This window comes from Alteromonas sp. (genome assembly GCF_984505615.1).
In genome coordinates this window covers 150,940-164,184 of record NZ_CFHOXV010000002.1, presented here as the reverse complement: position 1 = coordinate 164,184, position 13,245 = coordinate 150,940, and the positions used below count along the sequence as shown (strand labels likewise).

The 13,245-nt window shown below is 48.3% G+C and carries 12 protein-coding genes; all 12 read right to left on the bottom strand.

Going from position 1 to position 13,245, the window contains the following annotated elements; translation table 11 throughout:
- Nucleotides 1–16: 16 nt before the first annotated feature.
- Nucleotides 17–808, bottom strand: coding sequence for a glycosyltransferase family 2 protein (locus AC4PME_RS02325; RefSeq protein ID WP_491045093.1), 792 nt, complete (start codon nt 806–808; stop codon nt 17–19).
- Complete coding sequence (locus AC4PME_RS02320) at nt 798–1,157, bottom strand: RapZ C-terminal domain-containing protein (protein ID WP_474851034.1); 360 nt, start codon at nt 1,155–1,157, stop codon at nt 798–800. The genes AC4PME_RS02325 and AC4PME_RS02320 overlap by 11 nt, the downstream gene beginning before the upstream one ends.
- Nucleotides 1,158–1,319: 162 nt before the next feature.
- Nucleotides 1,320–2,645, bottom strand: coding sequence for a glycosyltransferase family 2 protein (locus AC4PME_RS02315; protein WP_491045092.1), 1,326 nt, complete (start codon nt 2,643–2,645; stop codon nt 1,320–1,322).
- Nucleotides 2,646–2,663: 18 nt separating this feature from the next.
- Nucleotides 2,664–3,968: a glycosyltransferase family 2 protein gene (locus AC4PME_RS02310; RefSeq protein ID WP_491045091.1), complete on the bottom strand. Its 1,305-nt coding sequence runs from the start codon at nt 3,966–3,968 to the stop codon at nt 2,664–2,666.
- Nucleotides 3,969–3,974: 6 nt separating this feature from the next.
- Complete coding sequence (locus tag AC4PME_RS02305; RefSeq protein WP_491045090.1) at nt 3,975–6,314, bottom strand: HAD-IA family hydrolase; 2,340 nt, start codon at nt 6,312–6,314, stop codon at nt 3,975–3,977.
- Complete coding sequence (locus AC4PME_RS02300) at nt 6,311–7,633, bottom strand: glycosyltransferase family 2 protein (protein ID WP_491045089.1); 1,323 nt, start codon at nt 7,631–7,633, stop codon at nt 6,311–6,313. The genes AC4PME_RS02305 and AC4PME_RS02300 overlap by 4 nt, the downstream gene beginning before the upstream one ends.
- A complete protein-coding gene (locus tag AC4PME_RS02295) occupies nt 7,630–8,583 on the bottom strand; it encodes a glycosyltransferase family 2 protein (RefSeq protein WP_491045088.1) in 954 nt (317 codons plus the stop codon). Before AC4PME_RS02295 ends, AC4PME_RS02300 begins: the two co-directional genes overlap by 4 nt.
- Nucleotides 8,580–9,773, bottom strand: coding sequence for an acyl-CoA reductase (locus AC4PME_RS02290; protein WP_491045087.1), 1,194 nt, complete (start codon nt 9,771–9,773; stop codon nt 8,580–8,582). The genes AC4PME_RS02295 and AC4PME_RS02290 overlap by 4 nt, the downstream gene beginning before the upstream one ends.
- Nucleotides 9,770–10,879: a LuxE/PaaK family acyltransferase gene (locus tag AC4PME_RS02285; RefSeq protein WP_491045086.1), complete on the bottom strand. Its 1,110-nt coding sequence runs from the start codon at nt 10,877–10,879 to the stop codon at nt 9,770–9,772. Before AC4PME_RS02285 ends, AC4PME_RS02290 begins: the two co-directional genes overlap by 4 nt.
- Nucleotides 10,866–12,248 (bottom strand): AMP-binding protein, encoded by a 1,383-nt coding sequence (locus tag AC4PME_RS02280; RefSeq protein WP_491529482.1) that lies wholly within the window; start codon nt 12,246–12,248, stop codon nt 10,866–10,868. Before AC4PME_RS02280 ends, AC4PME_RS02285 begins: the two co-directional genes overlap by 14 nt.
- On the bottom strand, nt 12,245–13,012 hold the full coding sequence (locus tag AC4PME_RS02275) for an SDR family NAD(P)-dependent oxidoreductase (RefSeq protein ID WP_119500540.1): 768 nt from the start codon (nt 13,010–13,012) through the stop codon (nt 12,245–12,247). Before AC4PME_RS02275 ends, AC4PME_RS02280 begins: the two co-directional genes overlap by 4 nt.
- Nucleotides 12,996–13,235 (bottom strand): acyl carrier protein, encoded by a 240-nt coding sequence (locus tag AC4PME_RS02270; protein WP_119500539.1) that lies wholly within the window; start codon nt 13,233–13,235, stop codon nt 12,996–12,998. Before AC4PME_RS02270 ends, AC4PME_RS02275 begins: the two co-directional genes overlap by 17 nt.
- Between the last annotated feature and the right edge of the window lie 10 nt (nt 13,236–13,245).

Sequence of the window (13,245 nt, the reverse complement as noted above, 5' to 3'; positions counted from 1 at the left end):
CATGCGACTCACGGCTTCAGCCACGCTCCCAGTATTTTCTGTGCGCAGCGTAAGTATTGTGTTCAATGTCATGCTCACGGGATGCGGTTTCCCAGAACTTTTCATCCCAGTCTTCGCCGTAATGCTCAACAAAATACTCCGCAGCGAAACGCTTTGCATTAGCGATATATTCTTCACGTGGGATAGTCTTGGTGGACTTGTTACCGTAGGTCGTCCCCCCAAGATGATGATAGGTTAAGAAATCATAATATGCGGCGAACCAGCCGTCGGAATAAAGCCGGTAAGTGTATTCATGGATAGCTCCCCAGCAATATTTAAAGGTATGATTTAAAAAGCCGTATTTACTCACGACTTCGCCGCGAATGAACAGCATCAGGTAATCCGATGTGGTAACCGGCCGGAGCCCTTTATCCTGAGGGATCGCCCCCGGATACTGCGCACCGTGTTCGGCAGGTGACATCATGGCGAGGCGTGGATTTTCCTGCATAACATCAATCATTTCCTGAATAAAATCCGTCTTGTCTTCGACGAACACGTCATTCATGCAGAAAAGATAGTAATCATAGGTTTTTTGCATGTTCAGGTAGTTCAGCCCCACATTATGGCCGAAACACTTACCTTTGAAGTCGTCATCGGTGTAGCAAATGGTATTAAACTCACTGAGGTTTGATACTTCCGTACCACACTCAACTACCAGAATATCTTTATTGGCAAAACTGTCGTTTCTGAAGTGCTCTACACTGCGGGTAACAAGATCCTTCCTGTTCCGTGAAACAATGATAATCGCAACGCTTGGACTACTGCTCATTTTTCCACTCCCGGTGAATCACTTCCACGTCTTTCCCTGCGGCCCGCAGGCGTGCAGCTACGTGCTCTACAATGATAGCGGAACGGTGACGTCCGGCATTACAGCCAAGCGCTACACGGGCATCATCATCGAGGGTTACGATAACGTTTAACATAGGAAGAAGTGCCGAGATAAAGTCATTTACTGCCGGCTGACTCAGTACATAGTCCACCATTTCATCATCTGGCTTATCGAATAAATTCCAGCGACTTTCACGGGCAGGATTTTTGGCGAAACTGACGTCAAAATAATAATTCGAGTTTGGGATACCATATTTAAACCCAAAACTAATAAGTGTAATTTTTTGCATATGGCCCCTCGAACCTATGTTCACTCAGCGATTTAATCTTCAGGCAATTATACCTGTCTGTCATTTCAGATCAGGCTGTGTATTAATGTTATCGGCCGGAACCTGCTATATCTTTACTTTTGATACTTCACATCGCCTGATCAATGACTTACCGGGCGATTTTTAAACAATTTCAATGTCCGGGCAGATCTCCGAAAGAACCGGCAGTATGGAAGCTCTGTCTGAATCCGGTGAAATTACCACCAACTCCACGGTGCTTGCTGCGAGACTTGCAGGTGCTTCAACTTTCAGGTCTTCCACAGAGGTAAAACACTGCCATCCGAAATCTGTTACAAGTGCAGGAAATATCCCGGCAGCCTTTAGTATTTCAAGTAAGCTGCGGCCTGAATCTGTGATACCGAAAAGCGCAAAACGATGATTATATTTCTTTGCCTGCACCAACACCCGGATGAGATAGTTATCCGGAAACGTAATTTCCCTGTCTTTAAGGTAAAAACGGGGGTCCGTCAGATGCATTTTTGAAGCTTCTGTCTCCTCTCCCGCATCAGAAATTGTTTTAATTTGAGAGCTAAAAACGCGGGTTTCAGGCTCACTGTCAAGAAGATGCTTTAAAGCATTCATTTCTTTATTGCTGATTTTAAATCTTGTTTTTGCGAGCTTTTCATTAAAATAGTGCAGTACCGGCGCAAAATCTTTTCTGATATCACCTTCGGTGTTTTGCAGAACGAGCACCATACCTACAAGAAAACTGAGCAATTGCTCTTCAGTTAAAATCCGGTTCGCGCGAATAGCCGTTGAAGCGTTATAAAGCCAGACAAGTGCCCGCGTGCGATTCATATTATGTTGTTTTGATGACATACTTCCGGGACGTTTATAGTACACAGCACCAGTATCATGCACTGTGCAGATGTCTTTTCCCCCAACGATAAGTCTGAAAACTAAATCGTAATCTTCGTGTCCTCCCCGTACACGTTCGGAAACAGCGAAGCCGCCGGTTTCCCTGACATGTTCTGTCTTGTAAAGATAGATATGAGGCGGGCCAAAATTAATCAAAGAGATGGCTGACAGCGGATCGCGAAAGGCAGGGTAAATTTGATTAGACATCCCTGACACTTCATTTACCTCCTCAAATGCAATACAGCTGATCGTATCCGCTTTGTTTCGCAATGAGGCTACCTGTAATTCAATACATCTGGGCGTTAAAGCATCATCGGCATCAAGAAACTTAATGAAATCGCCGCTGGCTACCTCAAGGCCAGTATTTCTGGCAGCAGATAATCCTGCATTTTCCTGTCTGATCAATGTCACATTATTGAAATCAGTAGGGATGTGAATGGCAGGCTCACTCCCATCATCGATTACAATCACTTCGAGATGACTGAATGTTTGTTCTTTTAAAGATTGCAACGCCCTTCTCAGGAAAGCTTGTTGCTGGTAACAGGGAATGACTACTGTAACCAAAGGTGAATAATTGTAGTTATCCGGCATTATGCAGTCCGTTGATGTTCAGAAAGAAATAACAAATGGAAAATGCACACGCAGGAAATCACTGATTTCCCGGCGATAGGCGACAGAAGCGATGATCACGATCTGGACATCACACATTGAGATATCTTCAGGGTTCTGCACAGGGATTTCCCCTATCAGCTTAATTTTATCCCAATTTCTGTCAAAGATGGTCGCGACATTGAATCCGGCACTTTCTATGATTGAAATGAGTCGTTGCCCAAGTTCTCCTGCTCCGTAAACAGCTATTTTCTTACCCTGGTTTTCATTCAGTAATACGAACAGAGCTGTCAGATAATCGTCCCTGAAATCTGCGCTGGCGCTCAGAAGGCTGGACCGGTAATCAATAATCTCCTGGGGTTCCCAGAAACCGGAATAAGCAAGCAATTCCCTGTTACATTCTGACAGGGCATTGATCAATGTATCATTTCCTTCAGAACCTGCGAGTTCACGAATCACGGGGGTAAATCGAAAACCGGCAAAATGGTGAGGATTCGAGTTTACATAATCAGCCAACATTAACCCGCATTCAGAAAACTGATCCGCGGTTGTATCTTGTGAAATCCTTTTCAACTGGCAAAACCCGCTGAATATCGCGTGCAGCGTTTCCTGACTCATTTCAGCACGATCAAGCAGCATTTGTACGTTTTGCGTCCAGACGGACAACCTGACCGCCTCCGTTTGTGCGTCAGCAAGCTTTCCGGGACGCAGAATAACACCAGCTTTATGACACGCAGCTAAACAAGTTCCTTTTATTAACAGCCGCAATAATAAGTCATAGGTACTCATAGCGAAGTCATCACTAAAAGATTCATCAAAGCCGTCTACAGAAAGCAAATCTCTGGCGGAAAAAAGAAAGCACTGAAGCGGGCCGGGGGACACCATCAACGCATCATGCAAAGGATTCCCGAAAGCGCTGATAATGTCTGCCGTTCTCTTATTATTTTCATCTGCCTCACGATACCCGATATAGCTGAACACACCGGAATCCATATCGTATATTTGATCAATCAAACAATCGGGAAGTAACTCATCTTCCGCGTTAATAAACTTAATCAGGGAGCCCCCCGCAGCTTTCAGACCGGCATTCAGGGCTTCACCCGCATTCTGATATGTTTGATGAATAAATGTAACCGGCAAAGCAGAACTGTCCATATCAACTGATTGCGGCTGGTGAAAATTACCGGCCACTATGACTTCAACGTGACGATAAGTTTGCTCCATTACGGATTTAAGTGCCCGGTTCAGGCAAGCATCATTTTGATTACAATAAATTATGACAGAAACTAAATGTTCAATTTTCACTGTGACTTACCTGTCGGGATTAATTTTCAACTGTTCATCATCCGGCGCGATAATATCTATACCGCAGCATTCTTGCTTTTGTGCTTCCAGCATAATGGTGTCTTTTATTTCCTGCTGAAATGCCTGAGAGGCAATTACGATTCGCCGGCAACCCTGCTCAAGGGCGGCTCCCACGCTGACAACTGTATAACCCGCCACCTGATAGTGTTTTCCCAGCCCGGCTTTGCGATCAATCAGATGGCTTACAGCGATACCGGCAGCTCTTAACGAGGGAGCCAGAGCAACAAAGAATTCACCGGCACCGTACACGCCAATATTCCGCCATCCCAGAGACGCCATTCTGTTGATCAGAAAATTAATTGCCTGCTGCTTATCATTTTTTAACAGCCCCATAAACCGGGGAACAATATTCTTATCCTCTGTTGCCAGTACACCGGCTGGCCAGTGAAGTTCACCCTTCTGCCATGCCCCGCCGCTGGTTACCTGAGCGACAGCCTGTTGTCTGGCAGAGTCAGCTTTCAGCTTTGTTTTCTGCTCTTCATCAATCACATAGAATTCGTTTTCACTGCCAAAGTTATCCTGATGCTTCAGTTGTGCAAACAACGTTGCTTCGTCTTCACAGGGCATCATGAGATAACGCTTCACTAGCAGTGCAGCCTGCGAGGCCGGGAGCCCAGGAAGCTCCATCTTATGAGCCATATCCATATAAGTCAGGCAACCTTCAAGAAATGCATCGCAAAAAGCACTGTTCTCTGGCAACGCCCTGCCCGTGACCGGTCTGACTTCTCCGTCATCATCGACATAACTCAGTGTCGAGCCTTCACTCCCGAGTAACAAAGCTTCAATACATTCCGGCGACCGTGCCAGACGTTCAGCAATACGATCATATAGTCCGCCGGGAGGCAGAAAAACACTGTATGTGGTTTGGTTGAGGAAACGGTAAATTCTGTTCGTGGCAAAAAACAAAAAATTGGCTTTGGCAGGGCTGCCAAAAATGGATTCAAGAGAATGCTGAATAGTCCCGCCATCTCCAAAATCCACTACGGCACAGTCGCCGAAATCCGCCCTTAACACATCACGCGTATAACGCAAAAACAGAGATTTTTGGGTAGCCACTTTTTGCTGTATTCTTGCACTGTTTTTGTGTGCTTTTTCCAGCAAGACCTGTCGTAATGCCCGCCCGTCTACCATCATGTTTCCGGCGCTGCGCAAGCAGACAGTAGGACTGAGACTGCCAAAACCCTCAGAACTGAGATAAAAATCATCAACAAAGTTCTGCAGCGTGTATCCATTGTAATGAATAAGCGTGTCTACGGCCTGTTCCAGCCAGTCTGCTTTTTCAGTATTAATTCCAGCCCAGAATGCTGACAGGCGGGACACATACAGTGATTCCACCGTAATCCAGTCTTCACCCTGAAGTGCAAAATACTTTCGCAGCAGTGGGGTAAAAAACGCTCCCTCCCGCATGACACAGAGAATATGCCTGATGTTTGCAGCTTCACATTGTGCTCGTAGCCAGCCGGCAAAAGCCTGCATTACCGGGCCCCACACGAAGCTGCCTAAGTCACGTGCAATATACTCTGCTCCCCCTTTTTCGCTGTGTGCCGGTTGTTCAAGACAACTCAACGTACGTGCAGCGCCGGAGACGCCGGGCTCCGGAGACAGGGCCATTTCCATCCGGGTAATAAAATGCACATCGATAGCCGGTGAAAAATGCAGAGCGTCGAGTCCGGCCGCCAGGGCTGCTTCCACATCTGAGGCTTTATTATCACCTGCATGCAACCAGCTTTCCGGGCTGGCTTTCAGTACTTCTTTTACGTGTAAAAACAATTTACCGCTTTGCTTGGTAACGCCGGTTTCAGAGGATACGAAAAGCGGTAACTGACAAAGATCTTCATTCCCCCTGAAAAAAATCTCACGGATTTGTGCGGCAGAAAAGTACATATCGGAAATGAGTGCAACCTGAACCCCCTGCTCTTTAAGTTGCCGGATCACATCAACAAGCGCTGTGTTAACCACACTTATCTGCGTTTCCGCCTCACACTCAGCCAACGCCAGTGCACTGCGTAATGCAGGAGAAAAGGGCATAGCTGAAAAAATTTGCTCAAACTGTATGTCTTCACGTCCATTGTGTCGCTGTCTGGCCAGTGCTTCAGCGTGGACACGTAACGAGGGATAATCCGGAGCAGGCACCCCGTGTCCGGCAAAAATGCTGCTATCTATGAGACTGAAAACCTGAAGGGGATCTGAGACGTGCCTGAAAATCAGGGTATCGAATATATCGAATGTAACGGTTTTTATTTGCCTGCCGGTGACACGCTGAAGAATGTGCCGGTAAATATTCATATCGACGTATCCGCGACTGAAGTGCCGGCACGATGGAACGCCACATAGCCATCTTCTAATTGCCTGCGGATGACAGGCCCGTGTACCTGTGCAAACAGCTGCTGGTAAGTATGATAAGCATGCTGAATTGCAGTTACTTCCTGCACCTGACAAACATTAAAAAAACGATCAACGACATATCCGCCTGCAGGCACTTCTGTCACGTCCAGAATATGACTGACGACATGGATCGCATCCTGTCCGGCTTCTGAACCGGCATATTGGGCACAGCTGATAATTCTGGCCTGAGGCCAGACCTGAAGGATTTGTCCTGTCACTGCAGTATAATTGTCAGGTTCATCACACACCACCAGTCTGATCCAGTCCTCACCAATGGCATCCCGCCAGCAATACTCAGACTTAGCCAGAATATTCTGTGGCTGAGCGTACCACTGCCCCATGGCAAAATCATAGACAGACAGATTACTGCTGAGCGATTGTGAAGACTGTCCCTTGCGACTGGCCCAGAATGCTTGTCTGGGGAGCTCACTTAGCCTTACAGCGATAAATGAATCAAAAGACTCTTTGGTCAGATACTTCGCAAAATACCTCAGCCGGTTACGCTCAAAGTAATAATTACTGAATGTATTGGTGGCGTGAACTGCTCCCATCTTATGCTGAACACGGGCACTGGCAATAGCGTGGATTTCATAACCGGCCAGCTTCACCCGGGTACACCAGTCCATATCGTCCCAGTAGATAAAATGAGCCTCATCGAACACGCCCGCTTCGCGGATTATCTCTGTACGTGTGACCAGGCAGCATGCGGGCACATAATCGCAGACCACAACGTCCGGTAGCGAAGTATCATCTTTGTGACCTTTCAATGGCGTTTTCACACCATAGTTTTCCCGCTCAATAAATGCACCGAGTTCCTGCAGAATAGCCGGATTATCCATGGTGCAGATTTTGGCACCGGCAACGCCTACCTCAGAATGTGTCTGTAAGTACGCAACCAGTTTGGGTAAGGTGTCGGTGTCGAGAAGAATATCATTGTCCAGCAAGGCCACATAATCGCACCCGGTTTCCACTGCTGCACGCATGCCGGTGGCAAAGCCCCCTGCTCCGCCGGTATTTTCTGCTTTTGCAATCAGCGTCACCTGTTTGCCGTACTCGTTTTCAATCATCTGCTGACTGCCGTCGGTGGAGGCATTGTCCACCACGATCACATTGATACTCAGTGAATCAGATTGTGTGGCCAACAGAGAATCGAGGCAGCCTTTCAGGAAGTCTTTTTTATTGAAGTTGCATATCACTGCGGTCAGGGAAACAGTCATCATGCACTACCCTGACGAATAAAAGCTTTCACTTTTGACGGGTTTGCCCGGTTGCCAAACGCAAACCGGTGACGTTCATCAAAGAAATGCCCGGAGGCAGCAGATTTTTCTATCCACTCAACAAATTTCTCGTCGTTATCACGGAACAGAAAGTACAGTGCAGCGGCAAACTGATGATGGGCAATACCCTGCTGAATAATGTCCGGCTCTACACCAAATTGTGCAGCCTGTTCACAGGCAAGACAGATATCCCGCAGGCTTTGCTCACGGCGCTCTGCGCTACGCTGCGTTTGCGCGCCGAAGCTGTCAGGATGAATACGGTAACGCCCCAGTACGTCCGGCATGTAGTCGATGCGGGCATTCAGGAAACCGGCGTTTAAGATATAAAACGGATAATCCAGAATAATGCGGCAGTCTGTCGCAATGGTGCAGGCAAGATGGTTATGCCGGCGGAACATCACGCTGCTGGCCTGCATGTAGGTGCCGTAGCGGATAAGGTGAGTGATGTCTGACTGTGGTGGTATGTGCTGCCAGTTGTAGAAAGTCTGGCTGTACAGGCGAATGGTTTCATTAGTTTGCGAATCGAACATATCAGACTCATGAAACACCATCTGGCATTCAGGGTGATTGTCGAGATAGTCCACCTGCTTTTGCAATTTACCCGGTAGGGCAACATCATCGCCGTCCAGATAAGCAATGTACTTACCTCCTGCTTCACCAAGCAGGGTTTTCATATTTTCAGCCAGTCCCGCATTCTGCGTTTTAAAGATGGCTTTTAAGTGACTGAACTCCTGACACAGCGCTTCAATTTCTTCGCGGGTGTTATCAGAGGATGCATCGTCACACACCAGCACTTCATAATCAAAATCGACATGCTGATCCAGCACTGAACGCAGACACTCCCCGATATAACGCTCAAGATTATAGGCCGGTACAATGACTGACAGTTTCATTCAAACACCACTTTTCTGCCTAACTGGCTAAATAAATCATATCCGTCCCAGTCCGGAGAAAAAGCAAGTGCATTCCCCAGAGGTACTACCCTGTCTATTCCCTGTATCGGCAACGCGCGGATAATCTTAAAAAGTGCTTCTTTTTCAAAGCCGGCATATGACAAAGTCTGCCAACCTGCGTGGTCGTAACCGGCAATGGCCTGTACATCATCAATATGAATACAGAACAGCGTACTATGCCCCTGATGACGTTCCAGCAAGGCATGGTGCCAGTGATTAATATGTACAAGAGACAGTTCACCGCATTGCTCTGCTGTACTTGCCGCACCATCAGCAATACACCACTGGGCAAGCACCAGTTGCTCGTTGCGCTGCACCATTGAAGGGGCATGCTGAACCGCGATGCCCGACAGGGCGCGGGTCAATGTGTTCCAGTTTTGCTTTTCTCCCGTCCAGAACAGAATACGGGGAGAAGAACAGGCCTGTTGCTGAAACATATCGCATTCACGCCACAATGCTGATGCCATGGCTTCTGCCTTTTCATCAGCACTTTGCGCACCGTCACTGTTTAATGCATCCACGTTTATCAGTGCTGCTGAAAATCGATCGGCAAAACTGATATCCCGGCATCTTGGCTTACAGGATAACCCGCGTATTTGCCTCACGCTGTCGTCTCCGCCCCATAACACTCTGGCATCCGCCAGCATGCTCACTGACGGACCGGCAGGGTCATCCCGCTCAAAATGGATAAACTGATTGCCGGCATGGATGGCAGCATGCTCCGGTAGCAACAGCAAGTATCGTAACTTTTCCAGCAGAACCGTTTGCACATCGCTGTCTCTGCCTGATACCCGTACCAGATTTCTGTTGCCCATCAGCAAGGCGCAAATCCAGCTGTAGATGAACATGGTGTCCACATTCGCCGGTGTGTAATGCACTACCAGTCCCAGCGGACGGTAACTTTGCTTTGCTATATTGGCTGTCAGCGCATTCAGATTACCTTGTCTGAGCCAGTGACCCAGCGCTATGAGTTCAGGATACTGGCGGCAATCTGATGATGTCATGAGCTGGCGCGACAACGCAGTAGTAAATACCAGCACGTCAGCGGCACTGACAGCAAAATTTTGCGCACTGATTGCAGGTAAAGCATCAGCGGATACCGGTTCCTGCCGGATTAAATCTTTAATCACACAGCACCTCCGGCTGTATCACTGCAACCCCGCAATTCTGCTTTCGGCAACCGTCCGGTGACTTCGAAATATCGTCCTTTACGTCCGCAGGCACAATCATCTTCACCCAGAATTTTGCCACGATCTTCAGTCAGTAAACTGTAACCGGGATAACTGTGAGGCAACGCCGATATAACCTGAATAATACCGGGTTCGTCAGGGCCGCAGGTTGCCAGCGTACGGGGATCGCGGATCACCACATCCGCCAGCGAAGGTGCATGTAAGTGACCTTCTTCACATTCCACAAATACACTACCCACCTGCTCTGCCATGCCGTAAAAGTTATGCACTTTTGTGATGGCGGTAACGGTACGCACGGTGTCTTTAAACTGACGGTTACTGACCTGTTTGTCCTGCAACTTCTTCCATCCGCCACTGTGAATAAGGATCCCTTTAGATAAATTAAGCGCAATACCGTCTGCTTTAAGCGCTTCCACGAAGTGTAACCACACCATAAAGGTAAAGCCGAACACCAGCACCGGTTGTCCGGCATACTTATCTGCAAATTCCTTGACCGCCTTATGATTCAGCGTCATATCAGTGTTCAGTGCATAGGTATGTCCGCGGCCAAAAAAAGCCATGCCGCCGACGCCGGCTCCCCGGGCTGAGAGATGAGGACTTTTGAGTACATCCGGCGAATCAATGATCAGCATAGGTAAACGCTGTTTACCAATAAATTGCTGCATGATGGTAACCAGCGCTTTCGATTGTCTGCCGCTGGTTTCTTTATCCAGAGTCACCTTCGCCGTCACCTGACCGGTCGTTCCGGATGACTGCAAGGTTTTAAACACATTTTGGGGTGCCACACTGCTAAGATGCATCAGTTTGAAAAGCCGCACAGCCAGATTAGGTAAGTCGCTGTAATCATGGAAGGTCTCCGTGGACGAAGCGAAAAGCTGATGATATGCATCACAATGTGTAAGATGATGCTGATGCAGCAATGACGTGACATGACACAGTAAGCGACTTTTCTCTGCCTGAGGCAGGCCATACACGGGTTCGCTGAGCAGCAGGTTATAAGCGTCTTCATAAGACTTTGGAAAAGGCGCAGTATCAGCCGTTATCATGCTTATCCCTTCCTGCTTTCAAAATAGCCTGATAATCTGTTTTTCCGTTACCCAGCAATGGCCAGTCTGAAAATGCCCGTACCGTTAAGTAGGCAGGCGGCGCGGATACCAGAGATTTAAGACGACTTTCAGCTTCTGACATCTCACTTTCACGACATACTGTGACAAGAAAGTTGTCCTCACCGGCCACTTTAACTTCCAGACCCTGCTCTGCAAATAACGCTTCCAGTCCGTCCAGATTCACCCGTTCACCGGCCAGTTTAATAATGCGTTTCAGGCGGCCTGTTATGGTGTAGTCGCCGTCTTCATCGAAAAAGGCTAAATCACCGGTATGTAACACAGCGGAAGGAGAAAACACTGCCAGATCGGTATGATCAGACACATACCCCAGCATGACATTTTTTCCTTCATACAGCAGTTCACCCGTTACGCCGGGCTCACTGATAAGCAGGCCATATTCATCACAAAGTGACAATTTGCCGCCCGGTATCGCTTTACCTGCTGCTGAAGGTTTGCGTAACACGGTATGTGGGTCGAGATATGCCATTCTCGCGGTCGCCTCTGTTTGTCCATACATGATGAAACATTGCTTGTTGTGTTTATCGGCATATTCAGCGAGGGTTTTAACCCCGGCTTCTTTGAGCTTGCCACCCGCCTGTGTGAAATAGGCAAGTTCCGGCAACAATTGGCGGTTAAACCGCAAGCGCAGCAGCATTTCATAAAAAGACGGTACGCCGGACAGTGACGTCACCCCTTCATCTTTGAGCAACGTCCAGAATGCACGGTCCATAGGCGTGAGTGAAGTCAATCTGACTGTCGCCCCTTTTGCCAGATGGGTGTTTAACACTGACAACCCGTAAGAATAAGAGAGGGGCATGGTAAGCAGGGTTTTATCTTCTGACGTAACTGGCAGATAACCACAGATAGAGGCCGTATTCGCAGCAAGGTTTTCACGGGATAAAGCAACAAATTTTCCACCACCGGTTGAACCCGATGTGGTAAGCAAAAGTGCCAGTTCCCCGGCCACAGGTATGCACCGCTGGTTTTTTACGGTCAGGCTGTTATCTGCCACCAGCAAATTGGGGGTGAGCCTGGTGATTAATGCCTGTTGTCCCGCTGCGGACAAACCGGGGTGAAACAGCACCACAGGAAAGCCCGATTTCAGACAGGCCAGGTAGCAACTTACAGAATCAACATTACCGCACATGGCCAGTGCCACTAACGGTCGCTCCACGGTGCTACTGAGTTTTTCCTGCCACTCTGCAATATGCCTTTGCAGCTCAGCGTAAGAGCAGCTCCCTTCGTCTGTGATCAGTGCCGCCTTTTCACTGTTGCAGGCAAACACATCCTCAGGGAACACAACGCTCACGGATAAAATAACCCGTCCACGGGCAAGGTATGACCCGTCGTATAAGCCGACTGACGGGACAGTAAAAATACAACAGCCCGCGCCACATCACCGGCACGGCCAGCCCTTTTCATGGTAATTCTGGCTTCAACTTCAGCCCTGGCATCCTCTTCATAATGCGCGGTAAGTCCTGTATCGATGAAGCCCGGAGATACCGCATTCACACGGATCCCCACTGCCGCCAGTTCTTTCGCCAGCGATTTGGTTGCTCCGCTCAGCGCAGCTTTACTGGCACCGTAGGCACTCATGCCTGTAGCGCCCATTTCGCCAATCTGAGACACAATGTTCACAATACTGCCATGTCGGTGGCGCGCCATTAAGCGGCTGGCCAGTTGCATATGCTGATAAGGGGCAAGGAAGTTCACATTCAGCTGTGACTTTAACGCGTCCATACCGCTTACGGTAAAAGCGGCTTCTTCCATAATGCCGGCATTATTAACCAGGCCGGTTAACGGACCGATATCACTTTGATTCTGTTGTTTCTGAATTTGACGAAAGGCGTCTTTAACCGCTTTTTCGTCAGTCACGTCATAGTTCAGCGGGATCACCCGTGATTCATACTGATTTACCAGCGCAGCCAGTTTGGCTTCATTGCGCCCGGCAGCAAATACTGCGGCACCGGCCTGCACACACTCGTTTACAATGGCACGGCCGATATCACCGGTAGCCCCTGTTACCAGTACCGAGCCACCTTTAAGCAGGATAGATTCAGAATTGGACGTCATACTTTGTCAGGATCTCTTTCGCTTTGCCCACGGAACTCATATCAATAATGTCGTCGGTATCGAGCATGACATCAAAGGTGTTTTCCAGCTCGGAGATCAGGATCATGTGTGCAGTAGAATCCCACTCTTTAATAGTATTGTAGGTCAGTTCATCCGTGACCCGCTCTGCACCGATCCCCAGAGCCTGAACAAATGACTGTACGAGCTTTTGCTGATTATCCACAAAAAACCTC

What these genes read in the sequence shown, in the direction of transcription:
- AC4PME_RS02325 (WP_491045093.1), bottom strand. Translation starts at nt 808, where the DNA reads ATGAGCAGTAGTCCAAGCGTTGCGATTATCATTGTTTCACGGAACAGG.
- AC4PME_RS02320 (WP_474851034.1), bottom strand. Translation starts at nt 1,157, where the DNA reads ATGCAAAAAATTACACTTATTAGTTTTGGGTTTAAATATGGTATCCCA.
- AC4PME_RS02315 (WP_491045092.1), bottom strand. Translation starts at nt 2,645, where the DNA reads ATGCCGGATAACTACAATTATTCACCTTTGGTTACAGTAGTCATTCCC.
- AC4PME_RS02305 (WP_491045090.1), bottom strand. Translation starts at nt 6,314, where the DNA reads ATGAATATTTACCGGCACATTCTTCAGCGTGTCACCGGCAGGCAAATA.
- AC4PME_RS02300 (WP_491045089.1), bottom strand. Translation starts at nt 7,633, where the DNA reads ATGATGACTGTTTCCCTGACCGCAGTGATATGCAACTTCAATAAAAAA.
- AC4PME_RS02295 (WP_491045088.1), bottom strand. Translation starts at nt 8,583, where the DNA reads ATGAAACTGTCAGTCATTGTACCGGCCTATAATCTTGAGCGTTATATC.
- AC4PME_RS02285 (WP_491045086.1), bottom strand. Translation starts at nt 10,879, where the DNA reads ATGATAACGGCTGATACTGCGCCTTTTCCAAAGTCTTATGAAGACGCT.
- AC4PME_RS02275 (WP_119500540.1), bottom strand. Translation starts at nt 13,012, where the DNA reads ATGACGTCCAATTCTGAATCTATCCTGCTTAAAGGTGGCTCGGTACTG.